This window comes from Bradyrhizobium sp. C-145 (genome assembly GCF_023375135.1).
In the GTDB taxonomy this organism is placed as follows: Bacteria; Pseudomonadota; Alphaproteobacteria; order Rhizobiales; family Xanthobacteraceae; genus Bradyrhizobium; species Bradyrhizobium zhanjiangense.
The window spans coordinates 2,346,677-2,362,070 of record NZ_CP088150.1 but is presented as its reverse complement, the minus strand read 5'-3'; the positions used below and the strand labels follow the sequence as shown (position 1 = coordinate 2,362,070).

General features: G+C 65.2%; 18 protein-coding genes and 1 tRNA gene. 12 read left to right on the top strand and 7 right to left on the bottom strand.

Annotated features, from left to right (window positions below; all coding sequences use genetic code 11):
• Positions 1-125: 125 nt before the first annotated feature.
• From LRP30_RS10825 to LRP30_RS10815, 3 genes are all read right to left on the bottom strand, one after another.
• Positions 126-1,319 carry an MFS transporter gene (locus LRP30_RS10825; protein WP_249760299.1) on the bottom strand — a complete coding sequence of 398 codons (1,194 nt, stop codon included), beginning with the start codon at positions 1,317-1,319 and terminating at the stop codon, positions 126-128.
• Positions 1,320-1,371: 52 nt separating this feature from the next.
• Positions 1,372-1,992 carry a TetR/AcrR family transcriptional regulator gene (locus LRP30_RS10820; RefSeq protein ID WP_249760298.1) on the bottom strand — a complete coding sequence of 207 codons (621 nt, stop codon included), beginning with the start codon at positions 1,990-1,992 and terminating at the stop codon, positions 1,372-1,374.
• Between the two features lie 1,196 nt (positions 1,993-3,188).
• On the bottom strand, positions 3,189-4,148 hold the full coding sequence (locus LRP30_RS10815; protein WP_249760297.1) for an N-carbamoyl-D-amino-acid hydrolase: 960 nt from the start codon (positions 4,146-4,148) through the stop codon (positions 3,189-3,191).
• 234 nt (positions 4,149-4,382) lie between these two features.
• Between LRP30_RS10815 and LRP30_RS10810 the strand changes: the two genes are divergently transcribed.
• Both LRP30_RS10810 and LRP30_RS10805 read left to right on the top strand, forming a co-directional pair.
• Entirely contained in the window at positions 4,383-4,607 is a 225-nt protein-coding gene (locus LRP30_RS10810) for a hypothetical protein (protein WP_091892541.1), read from the top strand.
• A 218-nt stretch (positions 4,608-4,825) separates the two neighbouring features.
• Positions 4,826-5,152 carry a hypothetical protein gene (locus tag LRP30_RS10805; RefSeq protein WP_128935365.1) on the top strand — a complete coding sequence of 109 codons (327 nt, stop codon included), beginning with the start codon at positions 4,826-4,828 and terminating at the stop codon, positions 5,150-5,152.
• 112 nt (positions 5,153-5,264) lie between these two features.
• On the opposite strand, the gene LRP30_RS45215 is transcribed toward LRP30_RS10805, so the two are convergent.
• Together LRP30_RS45215 and LRP30_RS10795 are read right to left on the bottom strand one after the other, a co-directional pair.
• Positions 5,265-5,696 carry a hypothetical protein gene (locus LRP30_RS45215; protein WP_346016212.1) on the bottom strand — a complete coding sequence of 144 codons (432 nt, stop codon included), beginning with the start codon at positions 5,694-5,696 and terminating at the stop codon, positions 5,265-5,267.
• A gap of 120 nt (positions 5,697-5,816) precedes the next feature.
• Positions 5,817-5,893: transfer RNA gene (locus LRP30_RS10795), tRNA-Pro, on the bottom strand.
• A 68-nt stretch (positions 5,894-5,961) separates the two neighbouring features.
• On the opposite strand from LRP30_RS10795, the gene LRP30_RS10790 reads away from it, so the two are divergent.
• From LRP30_RS10790 to LRP30_RS10765, 6 genes are all read left to right on the top strand, one after another.
• Positions 5,962-6,948 carry an L-threonylcarbamoyladenylate synthase gene (locus LRP30_RS10790; RefSeq protein ID WP_249760296.1) on the top strand — a complete coding sequence of 329 codons (987 nt, stop codon included), beginning with the start codon at positions 5,962-5,964 and terminating at the stop codon, positions 6,946-6,948.
• A 23-nt stretch (positions 6,949-6,971) separates the two neighbouring features.
• Complete coding sequence (locus LRP30_RS10785; protein ID WP_249760295.1) at positions 6,972-8,399, top strand: FAD-binding oxidoreductase; 1,428 nt, start codon at positions 6,972-6,974, stop codon at positions 8,397-8,399.
• The gene (locus LRP30_RS10780; protein WP_249760294.1) at positions 8,396-8,839 is read left to right on the top strand and encodes a GNAT family acetyltransferase; all 444 of its coding nucleotides are present in this window, start codon (positions 8,396-8,398) and stop codon (positions 8,837-8,839) included. The genes LRP30_RS10785 and LRP30_RS10780 overlap by 4 nt, the downstream gene beginning before the upstream one ends.
• A 9-nt stretch (positions 8,840-8,848) precedes the next feature.
• On the top strand, positions 8,849-9,430 hold the full coding sequence (locus LRP30_RS10775; protein WP_128943192.1) for an NUDIX domain-containing protein: 582 nt from the start codon (positions 8,849-8,851) through the stop codon (positions 9,428-9,430).
• A gap of 289 nt (positions 9,431-9,719) precedes the next feature.
• Complete coding sequence (locus LRP30_RS10770) at positions 9,720-10,649, top strand: glycine reductase (protein WP_128943193.1); 930 nt, start codon at positions 9,720-9,722, stop codon at positions 10,647-10,649.
• Positions 10,650-10,683: 34 nt separating this feature from the next.
• On the top strand, positions 10,684-11,877 hold the full coding sequence (locus tag LRP30_RS10765) for a CoA transferase (protein WP_128943194.1): 1,194 nt from the start codon (positions 10,684-10,686) through the stop codon (positions 11,875-11,877).
• 115 nt (positions 11,878-11,992) lie between these two features.
• Here LRP30_RS10765 and LRP30_RS10760 read toward each other — a convergent pair whose 3' ends face one another.
• On the bottom strand, positions 11,993-12,751 hold the full coding sequence (locus LRP30_RS10760; protein ID WP_249760293.1) for an SOS response-associated peptidase: 759 nt from the start codon (positions 12,749-12,751) through the stop codon (positions 11,993-11,995).
• A 63-nt stretch (positions 12,752-12,814) separates the two neighbouring features.
• Between LRP30_RS10760 and LRP30_RS10755 the strand changes: the two genes are divergently transcribed.
• From LRP30_RS10755 to LRP30_RS10740, 4 genes are all read left to right on the top strand, one after another.
• Positions 12,815-13,315: a hypothetical protein gene (locus tag LRP30_RS10755; RefSeq protein ID WP_128935520.1), complete on the top strand. Its 501-nt coding sequence runs from the start codon at positions 12,815-12,817 to the stop codon at positions 13,313-13,315.
• A 3-nt stretch (positions 13,316-13,318) separates the two neighbouring features.
• Positions 13,319-13,753, top strand: coding sequence for an NUDIX hydrolase (locus LRP30_RS10750; protein ID WP_249760292.1), 435 nt, complete (start codon positions 13,319-13,321; stop codon positions 13,751-13,753).
• A gap of 205 nt (positions 13,754-13,958) precedes the next feature.
• A complete protein-coding gene (locus LRP30_RS10745; protein WP_128935522.1) occupies positions 13,959-14,336 on the top strand; it encodes a TIGR02301 family protein in 378 nt (125 codons plus the stop codon).
• Between the two features lie 291 nt (positions 14,337-14,627).
• Positions 14,628-14,894 carry a hypothetical protein gene (locus LRP30_RS10740; RefSeq protein ID WP_091892566.1) on the top strand — a complete coding sequence of 89 codons (267 nt, stop codon included), beginning with the start codon at positions 14,628-14,630 and terminating at the stop codon, positions 14,892-14,894.
• A gap of 178 nt (positions 14,895-15,072) precedes the next feature.
• Here the strand turns inward: LRP30_RS10740 and LRP30_RS10735 are convergent, their stop codons facing one another.
• Positions 15,073-15,393 carry a cupredoxin family copper-binding protein gene (locus LRP30_RS10735; protein ID WP_128935523.1) on the bottom strand — a complete coding sequence of 107 codons (321 nt, stop codon included), beginning with the start codon at positions 15,391-15,393 and terminating at the stop codon, positions 15,073-15,075.
• Between the last annotated feature and the right edge of the window lies 1 nt (position 15,394).

Genomic DNA, 15,394 nt, shown 5'->3' with positions numbered 1-15,394 from the left:
CCGCCTGTTAACCAGGTCCGCTTGCGACCAAAGTACTACAGCGGCGGCCGGACCGCGAGCCGGAAATTGCGGGCTCGCGGCGTTGATAAACGGGCCGTATCGCACCATTCCGGCCATGCCGGCGGCTACTCGGTGGCCGCATAGAGCAAGCCGGCCACCGGCAGGGCAAGGCCAATGGCCGATGCGAGCGTCCAGCCGCCTTGCGCGAAGGCGAAGGCGCCGAGCGCGGAGCCGGCGGCGCCGGCGGCGAAGAACGTCGCCATGTAGAGGCCGTTGAGGCGGCTGCGGTGCTCGTGCCCGAGCAGGAAAATGGCGCGGAAGCCGAGCACGACGTTGCCCTGCACGCCGATATCGATGGCGATCGCGGCCACGACTAGGCAGGCGAGGTTCAGCAGCGATCCGGCCGCACCGACATGCGTGATCAGAAAGCCGACGGCCGCGAGCAGCATCGCGATCAGTGTGGCGATGCGGCTATGGCCGCGATCGGCGAGCCGTCCTGCGATCGGCGCCGCGAACACGCCGACGCCGCCGGCGAGCGCGAACAGCGCGATGCCGCGTTGGGTGAAGCCGTATGCGCCCGCGAGCTGGAGCGGCGCCACCGTCCAGAACAGCGTGAAGCAGCCGAACAGGCTCGCCTGGTAAAGCGCGCGGCGGCGCAGCAGCGGCGTCGTGCGCACCAGCTGCGGCATCGACAGCAGCAACGCGCCATAATGCATCCGCGCGACCGGCTTGCGCTGCGGCAGCGTCACCCAGAGCATAGCTGCGAGCACGATCATCAGCCCGGCCGAGCCGAAGAACACCGCGTGCCACGACAGCGCCGCCGTGACGAAGCTCGACACCGGGCGCGCCAGCATGATGCCGAGCATCAGGCCGGTCGAAACGTTGCCGACGACGCGGCCGCGGATGGCCTCGGGCGCCAGATGCGCGGCATAGGGAATGATGATCTGCACCGCAACCGAGCCGAGCCCGATGAACAGCGCGGCGATCAGGAACGGCAGCGCGTGGGTCGCGAACGCCGCGGCAAGCAGTGCTGCCGCGCCGAGCGCGATCACCGAGCAGATCAGCGAGCGGTTCTCGACGAGATCGCCGAGCGGCACGATGAAGAGAAGCCCCAGGCCATAGCCGATCTGCGTCATGGTGACGATCAGCCCGGCGGCGGCATGCGACAGGCCGAGCGCGGTGCTGATCGGCGCGATCAGCGGCTGGGCATAATAGATGTTGGCGGCGACCATGCCACAGGCCGCGGCAAGCACGAAGGTCAGGCGCTGCGACACCGCATCCGGTCCGGGCGCGGTCTCGATCGTGGCATTCATCGTCATTCGCATAGACTCCAGAAATAGGGAATGAATATTCCCTATTATGACAAAAAATTCAGGCGAGCAGTTTCATCGCGACGGCGACCAGACGCATCCCGTCGAGCGGCAGGCGCGCCTTGCCGACGACGCGCATGCCCTGCGTGATGCAGATCATCAGCCGCGCGGTGTCGTCGGCGGCGACATGGCGGGGAATTGAGCCATCGGCCTGCCCCTTGCGAATGAGGCCGGCGATGAAGCTTTCGTTTGTCTTGAGCTGCGCATTGACGCGGGCGCCGACCACCGGATCGAGCGCGGACAGTTCGACCGCGCTGCCGACGACAAGGCAGCCGCGCCGCCCCTCGGTGCCCTGGGAATGCTCGACATAGGACAGGAGCACGTTGCGGATTTGCTCGCGGCCGTTCGCGCCGCGCGCCGCAGCGCTGTGCGTCTGCTCCTGGCGCAGCGTGGTGTAGCGTTCGAAGGCGGCCAGGAACACGGCATGCTTGTCGCGAAACGCCTTGTAGACGCTCCCGGTCGCCAGCCGCATCGCCGCGGTGAGTTCGCCGATCGAGGTGGCATGATAACCGCGCTCGCGAAACACGCGCACGGCCCTGTCGAGCGCGGTATCCATGTCGAACTCCCGGGGACGGCCGGGCGGACGGGCGGCAGACTGAGATCGGCGGGCAGCTTTTTGCATCGCGGCATGATAGGGAATGAACGTTTCCGAATAAAGACACTTGGTTGTGAACGCTACTTTAGCGTTGTCATTGCGAGCGCAGCGAAGCAATCCAGAATCAGTCCGCGGAGGGATTCTGGATTGCTTCGTCGCAAAGGCGCCTTGCAATGACGGAGCGAGGGGCATCGGCTTCGTCCTCCAAATGACGCTGTCATTCCCGCGAAGGCGGGGAATCCAGTAGGCCGCGACCTCTCGGCTCAATCGCTGCCGCCTCGGAATACTGGATCGTCCGGTCGAGCCGGGCGATGACAGCGAGTGTGTGGCGTGCGCGTGCCCCAATCTCGTCATTGCGAGCGCAAGCGAAGCAATCCAAAATCCCTCCGCGGCAAGATTCTGGATTGCTTCGTCGCAAGGGCTCCTCGCAATGACGGAGCAAGGGGCAATGGCGTCGTTCTCCAATTCGCATCTGCGTTGCAAACACGCCTTCGCATTCTCGCGGCGCGTTTCGCCCGAGCTTTGCTTGATCTCTCCCCCCTCTAAAGCCAAGAGGGCGCAGGGAAGGCCGGGTGCCGGCGGCACCCGCGGTCCGCTGCGCGAAAAGCACACGCAGAGAAGACCGCACAGCGGCATACAGGTGAAGCCCAACACACGGCCTTCCCTGCGCAGTGGTTTGACGGCTTATGCCGCGCTCTCCTGGGAGCCGAATTCCTTCTGGCCTCCCTCGCCCTCGTAGAAGTCACGGCACCCGCGCCGGTTGACGCCAATGCCGCATCCGCCAAGGCTTGACCGTAGCAACGACGGCCAGGACCACACGGTTTTGCCGTACGCGCGGTTCGCCTGCGCCGCAGGGTTCGACGGCGTTGTGCACGTTGCCATCGAAATGCTGGCACGACGAACCTGACAGCGCCGTCCGTCCGCACGAAGCCTTAGGGCTCACGGAGAGCAATCCGCCCTGCCCTTAACCTCGCGCCCGACGCTGCCGCGTCCACCGCAAGCCCGGCTCTGCGATCATCACGACACATGATCGCCCCTCAAGGGTGAGCCGGGATAAGCGACACATACGCCAAATCCGAATTTCGGTAAAGTGGAATATTTTTGACCGCGCCGCTTGACACCGTACCGGGTGTTTTGCCCGTCGGGCAACGAAGCTCCATCGTCCTGGCCTCCGCCAGGACGACATCGGAGAAGCAGCATCGCAAGGTAAGGCACGAGGCCAATCACGCCTTCGGCGGCACCGGCGTCCCATCCGCCATCGTCGTCACGCCCTTCCGCTCCACGATCATCCCATAGGCCCGTGGCTGGCGGTGGACGTCGAAATTGAAGGTGGTGCGCTTGTAGGAATTGCAGAGATCGAGATCGCAGCGGGCGATCGCGATCTCGTCGCCGTTCGTCGTGCAACTCGCAACGATCTCGCCCGAGGGCGCGATGATGCAGCTGCCGCCGATGTGCTCCACGCCCTCCTCGATGCCGGCCTTGGCGACGCCGACCACGAAAGTGCCGTTCTGATAAGCGCCGGCCTGCATCACCAGATGGTTGTGAAACAGCGAGAGATGGTCGTGCTCGGGTGCGGGCGGATTGTGCACTGGCGTGTTGTAGCCGATCAGCACCATCTCGACGCCCTGCAGGCCCATCACCCGGTAGGTCTCGCTCCAGCGGCGGTCGTTGCAGATCGCCATGCCCATCACGCCGCCGAAGGCGCTGGTCACACCAAAACCTGCGCCAGGCTCGAAATAGCGCTTCTCCAGATGCTGGAATTTGCGCCACGGCTCGTGCTCGGCATGGCCGGGCAAGTGCACCTTGCGATATTTCAAGACGATCGCGCCGCTTCTGTCGACCAGGACGGAGGTGTTGTAGCGCCTGAGAATCCCTGCCTCGACCGCCAGCTCGGCATAGCCGAGATAGAACCCGATGCCGAGTTCGCGCGCGAGGTCGAACAGGCCTCGCGTCTCCGCCCCCGGCATTTCGCGCTCGAAGAATTTGTCGATTTCGGCCTGATTCTCGAAATGCCAGCGCGGAAAGAACGTGGTTAGCGCGAGCTCGGGATACACGATCAGGTCACAGCCGTCTGCGTGCGCCCGGCGCATCATGGCCATCAACCGCGCCACCACCTCGGTCCTCGTCTCGCTTTTCGCGATCGGGCCAAGCTGACCGGCCGCAACATTCACAAATCTCGCCACGCGTCTTTCCTTTATTCGCTTTGCGGTTCGCCGATACCGCGGCAACACCCACGACCTTGCCGGTTGGAATCAAATTCTGTGCCTGCAGGTCTCATCATGCGATCGCGTGCAAAAACAAGGGAACTTCGTTGCCAATCTGCAACGGTTCCCCACCGTCTGAAGCCGGACAAAAGAAACTCCCATTCCGGCCACGAACCGCTCTCACAACGCCGTGAGACCAGCAGGGGAAATACGATGCGTGCACAGCGCGTTTGGAAAGTGAATGGGGCCGCCAGCATCGGGCAGCTCCAGTCGAGACTGGACGAGCTAAACAAGCGGCTCGGCCAACTCGAAAGCCAGCATCCCGAGAGCTGGAAGATCGAAGAGCTGAGATCGAGCGCGCTCAGCCTGTCGCGCGAGATCGACGACATCCGCTGCGCCGAGGCGACGGCCGCCCTGAGCGAGCTGCTGCGCAAGTAATCAGGGCAAGTCATCAGGCCTTTCGCGATTCGCGCGTGCCGCAAGGAACCAACCTCGCGCACCACCATTTCCATGCTGAACATGGAGCAAGATCATGACCAGGCACCTGACGCGGGCCCATCTTGCGCGCGGCGTCACCGGCGCGATTTCCACGCTGGTCCTATGCGCGGCGGCTGCATTCACCATCGCGCGCCACTTCGCGCCGTGAGGGATTTCGCATGACGTCCGACCCCGAGGAGTCGGTGAGGCTGCAAGGCTATGGCGAGATGACGTTGCGTACCGCGATCGCGACGCTGATGGCGCTCGCGCCGCGCGACCGATCCGACGCCGCCATCTTCCGCGTCCGCGACGGCTCGCGCCTGGCCACACGCGAGATCACCGACCTCGCCTCGGAATGGGGCATGACGCCGCTGGCCGACGTCAGGTCGCCAAGTCTCGTCCCGGCCCCGCACTGGCCCGACATCGTCCGCGGCATGGTGCGCGAGGCGCCGCTGCCGTCGCTGATGGTGGCGTTTTTGGTCGGCGTGCTGGTGGCGCGGCGGTGATCTCGCTGTGTCTTGCGGCCCAGGCCGTTGCCGTGGGCGACGCGGGCCAAATTGCCGAAACAGGCGGCCGGTCAACCAACCCAACCATTGGCGCGCAGCCAGAGCACCGACCTCACGCCGCGGCGCGGCCCGATTTCGCGCGTTGCTCCAGCGCGTTTATCGTCGACACGAGATTCTCACGTCGCGCGCGAAGGTTCATCGCGAGCAACGGATAGGACGGGTCCTTCACGTCAAACACCCCGGCCTTGGCCTCTTCTTCGAGGATATCGGAGTTCATGAGCTGAACGCGCCACCACAGATCCGCAATCAGCGCGCTGAGCCGAAGCTCTCCATTGGAGCCGAAACGGGACACTTCTTTCATTGTTTTTGCCTCAACCTGAAACAGTCCCTCCGCTAGGGGCTGCCTTTGGTCATGACTGAGCAAACGGAGTGCCAGGGCTGCGGGCCGGTCAGATGCGCCAACCTGCGCGACCTCGTGGCCTGCACAGGATCGACCGCAATCGGCGTGGACGGAAAACGCCTTGATCCGCGCGAGCCATGCCACGCGCACAGACGTCCCTGCTTGGGCCAAATCGGCCGTGGACCCGCCCCGAAAATCGTTGCAAAAAGGCACTCCCGAGGCGCCGGCGGCCGGTCTGCCAGAATACGTCGACTTTTGGAAGAATGGTCGGAGTGGCAGGATTCGAACCTGCGACCCCTGCGTCCCGAACGCAGTGCTCTACCGGGCTGAGCCACACTCCGACAAGAAGGCGGCTTATAGCGTCGGGTTTCGCGCACCGCAAGCGGCCGAGTTGAGGAATTTTATCCCTGTGAAAACGGGTCTTGAAACGCTGATTTTACCGGCCGGAGAGGCTGCCGCCGCGGCCGCGGCCCGGGCGCTCGCGACCGGTGGTCTGGTCGCGTTTCCGACCGAGACGGTCTATGGGCTCGGGGCGGATGCCGCCAATGCCGCCGCGATCGCCCATCTCTACGCCGCCAAGGGGCGGCCCGCGTTCAATCCGCTGATCGCCCATGTCGCGGACGTTGCCGCTGCGCGGCGGATCGGCCGGTTCGATGCACGCGCCCTGAAGCTCGCGGAGGCGTTCTGGCCGGGGCCGCTGACGCTGGTGGTGCCGAAGACGGACGACTGCCCGGTGGCCGATCTCGCCACCGCCGGCCTCGACACGGTCGCGATCCGCATCCCCGCCCATCCGGTGGCGCAGGCGATCCTGCGCGCTTTTGGCGGGGCGGTGGTGGCGCCGTCCGCAAACATCTCCGGCCATGTCTCGCCGACGTTGGCCGCCCATGTCGAAAGCGACCTTGCGGGGCGGATCGATCTGATCATTGACGGCGGCTCCGTCGAGGTCGGCGTCGAATCGACGATTGTCGGCTGCTTCGAGACCTTGATGCTGCTCCGCCCTGGCGGGCTGTCGCGTGAGCGAATCGAGGCCGTGCTCGGCGCGCCCTTGGCGCGGCCGCCCGCGGAGGCCGAGAGCGAGGACAGCCAGCCGCTGGCGCCGGGCATGCTGGCCTCGCATTATGCGCCGCGCGCGGCCGTACGGCTCAATGCGCGCGAGGTGGCGCCGGGCGAAGCGCTGCTGGCATTCGGCCCGGTGCACCCGCCTGGCGCTGAAGCCGCCGCTGTCATGAATTTGTCGCCCGCCGGTGATCTCGATGAAGCCGCTGCCAATCTGTTCGGCTATCTTCGCGCCCTCGATGCCAGAGGGCCACGCGCGATCGCCGTGATGACGATCCCCGAAGAAGGACTCGGCGAAGCGATCAACGACCGGCTGCGCCGGGCTGCGGTTGGGCGATAAGAAGCTTGAGAAGAGACAACACCATGAACGTCAATCAATCCGCTACCCCGCCGCTTGCGCCCGAGTTGATCGAACAATTTCGCAAGATCGTCGGCGAGCGCCACGCGATCACCGATGCCGCCGACATCGAGGCTTACGTCACCGAGGAGCGCAATCTGTTTCACGGCCGCTCGCCGCTGGTGCTGCGTCCGGGCTCGACGGCGGAGGTCTCGGAGATCTGCAAGCTCGCCTCCGCGCACAGGATCGCGCTGGTGCCGCAGGGCGGCAACACCGGGCTCGTCGGCGGGCAGACGCCGCACAATGGCGAAGTCGTGGTGTCGTTGCGCCGGCTCGACAAGATCCGCGAGGTCGACACCGCCTCCAACACCATGACCTGCGAGGCCGGCGTCGTGCTGCAAATCGCGCAGCAGAAGGCGGCGGAGGTCGACCGGCTGTTCCCGCTCTCGCTCGGCGCGGAAGGGAGCTGCACCATCGGCGGCAATCTCTCGACCAATGCCGGCGGCACCGCTGCGCTCGCCTATGGCGTCGCGCGCGAGATGGCGCTGGGGTTGGAGGTGGTGCTGGCCGACGGGCGCGTGCTGAACGTGCTGTCGAAGCTGAAGAAGGACAACACCGGCTACAACCTGCACAACCTCTTCATCGGCGCCGAAGGCACGCTCGGCATCATCACGGCGGCGACTTTGAAACTGTTTCCGAAGCCGCGGGCGGTCGAAACGGCCTTTGTCGGGCTGAAGTCGCCGGCGGCGGCGCTCAAACTGCTCACGATCGCGCAAAGCGAGGCCGCCAATGCGCTGACGAGTTTCGAGCTGTTGTCGCAGATGGCGGTCGATTTCTCGATCCGCCACGGCATCGACGTGCGCGATCCGCTCGCAGAAAAGCATCCCTGGTACGTGCTGATGGAATTGTCCTCTCCGAGCGAGGATGCGCGCACGCCGCTGGAGACGATCCTGACCCGCGCCATGGAAGAGGAGATCGTCGACGATGCCGTGATCGCGGCCAACCTCACCCAGCGCGCCGGCTTCTGGAAGCTGCGCGACGAGATGTCGGCGGCACAGAAGCCGGAAGGCGGCTCGATCAAGCACGACATCTCCGTGCCCGTCGCCGCCGTGCCCGCCTTCATCGCCGAGGCCGATGCCGCCGTGGTGAAGCTGATCCCCGGGGCGCGGCCGGTGCCGTTCGGCCATCTCGGTGACGGCAATCTGCACTACAATGTCAGCCAGCCGGTCGGCGCCAACAGTGCGGATTTCCTGGCGGGCTGGCACGAGATGAACGCGGTCGTGTTCGAGATCGTGCTGCGCATGGGTGGCTCGATCTCGGCCGAGCACGGCATCGGCGTGCTCAAGCGCAACGAGCTGCCCGAGGTAAAGGACAAGACCGCGATCGAGCTGATGCGGTCGATCAAGGCGATGCTCGATCCGCTGGGAATCATGAATCCGGGGAAGGTGCTGTGAGCGCCATTACGATCGACGCCATCACGGATGCCGACATCGAGCCCGTCGTCGCGCTGTGGCAGCGCTGCGGCCTGACCCGGCCCTGGAACGATCCGCATGCCGACATCGCGCTGGCGCGGCGGCGCGACAATTCCACCGTGCTGCTCGGCCGCGACAATGGCGCGACCGTCGCCACAATCATGGTCGGCCATGACGGCCATCGCGGCTGGGTCTATTACGTCGCCGTCGATCCCGATAGCCAGAAGCGCGGCTACGGCCGCGTCATCATGACAGCGGCCGAGGACTGGCTGCGGGCGGCCGGAATTCCGAAGCTCCAGCTCCTGGTCCGCCGCGAAAACGCGCAGGCCAATGCGTTCTACCAGTCACTGGGCTTCGAGGAATCCACCTCGGTGATGTTCCAGAAGTGGCTCAACGGCCGCGCCACGACTTCAAGCAACTGAGATCGAGCCATGACCATTTCCGACCGCGTCCGCATCAAGGACGTCCGCGTGCTCTCCGACAATTGGACCCCCCTGAAGAACACCACGTTCGAGTACCGGCGCGCCAATGGCGAGTGGCAGACGCAGCACCGGGAAACCTATGAGCGCGACAACGCCGCGGCCGTGCTGCCCTACAACCGCGCCCGGCGCACGGTGATCCTGGTGCGCCAGTTCCGTCTGCCCGCCTATATCCGCGGCTACGACGATCTGCTGATCGAAGCGGCCGCCGGCGTGCTCGACGATGCCGCCCCCGAGGTGCGCATCCGCGCCGAGGCCGAGGAGGAAACCGGTTATCGCCTGCACGACGTCCACAAGGTGTTCGAGGCCTTCATGAGCCCCGGCGCCATCACCGAGAAACTGCATTTCTTCATCGCCGAATATGAGCCGGAGATGCGGGTCAGCGACGGCGGCGGCCTCGAACATGAGGGCGAGGACATCGAGGTGCTGGAGCTTTCCATCGACGAGGCGCTGGCGATGATCGCAGACGGCCGCATCATCGACGCCAAGGCGATCATGCTGCTTCAGTATGTGGCACTGCAGGTGTTCAGGTAGGTGACGCTCTTCACCCTCCCCTGGAGGGGGAGGGTCGATCGCGCGCAGCGCGAGCGGGATGGGGTGATCTTTCTACTCGGGCACTGTTGGATGTGGAGAGACCGTCACCCCACTCCGTCTCACATTTCGCTACGCTCCATGTGAGCCGACCCTCCCCCTCCAGGGGAGGGAAGAGTCCGCGCCGCATCATCCTCATCTGCAATTCTGGCCTGCGCCACCCCACTCCCCGTTGAGCAACTTGAAAACTATCTCTAGTCTGGGCCCTAACCAAGAACCAGGAGACGCGCCCATGTCCGCTCCGCGCGACGACGAATTTGGCTTTGCGCCCGACTACGATTCGCCCGTGCCCTACATGCAGCGCACGCGCGACTATTACGCGGCGATCGGCTACACCACGCCGTATCGCTGGGCGCATTACACGGAGGCACCGTTCCAGCCGCTGAAGAAGCCATTGGCGCAGTCGCGCGTGACGATCATCACGACCGCGGCGCCGTTCGATCCGGCCAAGGGCGATCAGGGGCCGGGCGCGGCGTATAATGGCAGCGCGAAATTCTACCAGGTCTATGACGGCGACACGTCGAAAGAGCACGACCTTCGCATCTCGCACATCGGCTACGACCGCAAGCACACCAGCGCGACCGACAGCGGCACCTGGTTTCCGCTGCCGCAGCTCCTGAAGGCCAGCGCCGCTGGCCGCATCGGCGAGGTCGCGCCGCGTTTCTTCGGCGCACCGACCAACCGCAGCCATCGGGTCACGCTGGATACCGACGCGCCGGAGATCCTGGCGCGCTGTCTTGCCGACAAGGTCGACATCGCGGTGCTGGTGCCGAACTGCCCGGTCTGCCACCAGACCACCGCGCTGGTGGCGCGGCACCTGGAGCGGAACGGCATTCCGACCGTGATCATGGGCTGCGCCAAGGACATCATCGAGCACGCGGCCGTGCCGCGCTTCCTGTTCTCCGATTTCCCGCTCGGCAATTCCGCCGGCAAGCCACACGACATCACCTCGCAGGCGCAGACGCTCGAGCTCGCGCTAAAACTGCTGGAGACCGCAAGCGGTCCGCAGACGACGATGCAGTCGCCGCTGCGCTGGAGCGAGGATGCCTCCTGGAAGCTCGACTACAACAACGTGGCGCAGCTTTCGCCGGAAGAGCTGGCGCGGCGCCGCGCCGAATTCGACAAGCAGAAGGAGATCGCGCGCGGCAACCGCGCCGCCTGACGTCCTCCGATAACGAAGAAAAAGGGAGAGCGACGTGACGCGACCGTTCGAGGGCGTGAAGATCCTGGACTTCACGCAAGTGCTGGCCGGTCCCTATGCGAGCTATCAGCTCGCGCTGCTAGGAGCCGACGTCATCAAGGTCGAGCGGCGCGAGGGCGAGGACATGCGCCGCACGCCGCTCAGCCGCGAATGGGCCGAGCGCGGGCTGGCGCCGGCATTCCAGGCCATCAACGGCAACAAGCGCAGCCTGACGCTCGATCTGCAGAAGCCGGAGGCGATCGCGATCGTGAAGAAGCTCGCAGAGACCGTCGACGTCGTGATGGAGAATTTCCGCCCCGGCGTGATGGACAAGCTCGGCATCGGCTACGAGGCGCTCTCGGCGATCAATCCGAAGCTGATCTATTGCGCCGTATCAGGCTTCGGCCAGACCGGCCCGGACCGCTTGCGGCCCGGCTATGACGGCAAGATGCAGGCGCTGTCCGGGATCATGGCGATCACCGGCCATCCCGAGACGGGACCGACGCGCGCGGGCTTTGCGGTGTGCGACGTGCTGTCGGGCGCGACCGCTGCGTTTGGCGTGTCGAGCGCACTGTATCAGCGCGACCGCACCGGCAAGGGCCAGCTCGTCGACGTCTCCATGCTCGAGGCGACGATGGCGTTTCTGTCAGGGCAGATCGCGGACTGGTCGGTCGCCGGCCACCGTCAAACACTTTCGGGCAACCAGGCGGTGAGCCGCAGGACCACGGCCAACCTGTTCAAATGCGGCGACGGCCACATCCTGCTCGCGGTCAACAACGAGAAGCAGTACCGCGCGCTGATGAGCACACTCGGCCGCGAGGACACGCTGAGTGATCCGCGCTTTGCTGACTGGTTCTCCCGCAACGAAAACGAGGGCGCGCTCCGCGCCATCATCGAGGAAGCGCTGGCGGCAAGGCCGGCACGCGAATGGGAGACGATCCTGGAAGACGCCGGCGCACCCTGCGCCAGCATTTGGAAGGTCGAGGAGGTGATCGACCACCCGCAAATCAAGGCACGCGGCGCGATCCAGGAGCTGGACACGCCCTATGGGCGCCTGCGCTTTGCCGGCAGCGGGTTCAAGCTCGCCCATGGCGGCGGCAAGCTGGATCGCATGGCGCCAGAGCTGGGCGCGGATACGGATGCGGTGCTGGGCGAGCTGGGGTTCGATGCGGCGGAGATCGCAGCGCTGCGGGCAAGGGAAATTGTGTGAAACACCGCTGCCGTAGGGTGGGCAAAGGCGCAACGCGCCGTGCCCACCACCTATCGATTGCTTGGCGCACGATGGTGGGCACTGCTTCGCTTTGCCCACCCTACGGCATCGGCGATCAGAACAACGACCCCTGCCCGTCATCCACCGAGGTAACCGCAGCCTTCCGCGCCACCTTCTTCGGCTTCACCACCTCCGCCTCCATCTCCTCAGCACTGATCGGCAAGAGCAACTGCTCGTCGTCATTGGCGACGCGGTTGACGCGGGTGGAGACGGGGTGCCAGGCGAACTCGCCAATGCGCGGGGCGGCCATCAGCGGCAGGATCGCGTCGATTTCGTCGCTGCGGCAGTCGAGCCAGCGCTCGAAATCGCGCGGGCTGATGGTGACGGGCACGCGGTCATGCAGCGCGGCGAGATCCTCGCCTGCCGCCGCCGTGACGATCGCGACCGTGTCGAGTTCCTCGCCGTTCGGGCCGACCCAGGTCTCGAACACCGCAGCAAAGCCGAGCGGCGCGCCGTCGGCGCGATGGATGAAGAAGGGCTGATTGCGGCCACCCTCCGCCTTCCACTCGTAATAGCCGTCCGCCGGGATCAGGCCGCGCCGGCGGCGAATCGCCTTTTTGAAGGCGGGCTTCTCCAGCGCCGTCTCGGAGCGGGCGTTGATCAGGAGCGTAAATCCGCGGGGGTCCTTGACCCAGCTCGGCAGCAGGCCCCAACGCATCAGGCGGAAATGGCGTGCGCCGTTCTCGATCAGCACGACCGGAATCGGCTGCGTCGGGGCGACGTTGTACCGGGGCGGGAAATTCGGCTGCTCGACATAGCCGAACAGTTGCCGCAAAGCCGCGGGGGCCGAAGTTATGACGAAGCGTCCACACATCCTGGGGTATCTATATAGGGTCCGTTCAGGTCCTTTTAACCCCGAACGTTAACACTGCGGCCGATGAGCTCAACGGTCTCCCAGCCCGCGCGGACGCATGTACAGACGGGCCCCGAGGCCGCCGCCTGGGCCGAGCGGCTGCGCGTCGCCAACATCAACCCGCGGACCGGGCTTGCCACCGACTATCTCAACCATTTCAATGAAGCCGTGATGCTGCTGGAAATGGTCCCCGACATGCCGGAATGCGCGGAAGATTTTCTGACCTGGACGCCACTGTCCTATGCCGAGCATTTCACCGCGTCGAATTTCAGGGCGCGCGACCTCGCCATCGAGGCCTATGAGAAGGCCGATCCCAACGTGCGCGCCCAGTTCGACCACATCACGGATACCATGACGTCGATCCTGACCGCGGTCGGCTCGGCCATGCGCGAGGTCGAGAAGGACACGACGCGCGTCCGGCTCGCCGAGCAGGCCACGGCCTGGGTCAAGCCGCTGATCGCGGCCTGCGGCGGCATCATCAATGGCGGCGCCGAAGCCGACATCGACACCATCATGGCGAACTGAGCCGTGGTTTCGGCGGTCCAGCCTGCTCACCCCCAGATTGCGGTCAGTGCCGCGATTTTTCGCGACGGCAAGGTGCTTCTAACCCGCCGCGCCCGCTCGCCCGCAAAAGGGTTCTATTCGCTGCCCGGCGGCCGGGTCGAGTTCGGCGAATCGCTGCACCAGGCCCTGCTGCGCGAGGTCGATGAGGAGACCGGGCTCGCCATCGAGATCATTGGTCTCGCCGGCTGGCGCGAGGTGCTGCCGGCGGCGGCCGGAGCCGGTCATTACCTGATCATGTCCTTTGCCGCCCGCTGGGTAGCCAAGGAACCCGTTCTCAACGACGAGCTCGACGACTACCGCTGGATTGCCCCGGACGCGTTGGCAGGCCTCGTCGACCTCAAGCTGACCGGGGGGCTGGAGGAGGTCATCCAGTCGGCGCGGCGTCTGATTGGGGCTTAGAGCGAGCCGCGAGCTCCGCTGCACCTCTTCCGCTTGCGGGAGAGGTCGACGCGCGGGAGCGCGGCGGGTGAGGGTTTTCTCCTCTTGGGGATTCTCGCCCGCGGAAGCACCCTCTCCCCACCCCTCCCCCGCAAGCGGAGGAGGGAGCGCACCGCTCCCGTGGCTCGCCTTGCGTCCATTGAGCGAAGGGGGCATACACCCGGCGATGTCCACGCGATTTCTGGCCATTTTTGTCCTGATTCTCGCCTGCGCCTCCGTGCCCGCCCGGGGCCAGGAGGGGGCAGCGCCGTTTGACGGCGATTTGCAGCGGCTGGCGGAGATCCTCGGCGGGCTGCACTATCTGCGCGGCATCTGCGGGTCCAACGAGGGCAACAAATGGCGCAACGAGATGCAGGCGCTAATCGATGCCGAAACCCCCTCCGGCGAGCGCCGCACCCGCATGATCGCCGGCTTCAACCGCGGCTATAACGGCTTCCAGCAGACCTATCGGAGCTGCACGCCGGCGGCCACGGTGGCGATCCGCCGCTATATCGAGGAAGGCTCGAAGATCTCGCGCGATCTCACGGCGCGCTACGCGAACTAGACTCTTTCTTTCAATCGCGCCCTGCGCTGCTAGTCCCTCATCCTGAGGAGCCGCGAAGCGGCGTCTCGAAGGATGAAGAGCCCGGCTGCAACAGCGTGGGCCTCTATGGTTCGAGACGGTGCTGCGCGCCTCCCCACCATGAGGGTTTGGCGGTAGCTGGAACTCTGTCATCGATTTTGTTCACAGCCGTTAACCGTTCTTAAAGATGTGGCCTAGCGGTCGTTAACGCCCGTGCTACACCTCTCGCACAGCGCATCGCCGTGGATCGCGCCCCAGCCCTGATCGAGTTTCATGAGCCAGCCGATTTCCTACGCCCCCGCCCGCGCGCCACTGCCCGATCACGAGCAGAAACAGGCCGCACTGAGCTATCTCAATGAGGCATGGGCCGAGGCGCGCCATGAAGGTGTCGACGGCGACTGCCTGGCTCAGGCGAGCCTGTTCGCGGCCTTTGCCGAACTCGTCGGCACCTACGGCGAGGACGCGGTGGCGAAATTCGTCGAGGGCTTTCCCGGCCGCATCCGCAACGGCGAATTCTCGGTCAGCCTCTCCAGGCAATAACCCTTTTCGAAAAATGACCCCGCCACGGGACGGGGCCAGTTCACGGATGAATGACTTTGCGAAGTGCTCGCGAAGTCTGCCGCGATTTATCGCACGGAAGCGATTGAACGCGGACAAGCATTAGTCTGGCGATGACCGGGAGACGTTCCCGATGCGATCGGGAATGCACGCCCAGGGATCAGGGCTCGACTTTCAGAGTCGCCTTCATATTGGGATGATAGCGACAGTAGTAGCCGACCGTTCCCGCCTTCTTCAAAACGAACGTCGCTGACTTCTTCGGCAGCAGAGGGACGTCGAAATCGCCATTGGTCGCGGTGGCGGTGTGGGCGAAGATGTCCTTGTTGATCCACTCAACGGTGTCGCCGACCTTGGCCGAGATTTCGGCCGGCGAGATCACGAGATTATCCATCGTGATTTGAATGGTCGCCGCACGTGCCGGGACGACCACTGACAGGACCATGACCGCAAGCGCGATCGAAGCGAGGCGTCCCGGCTTCATC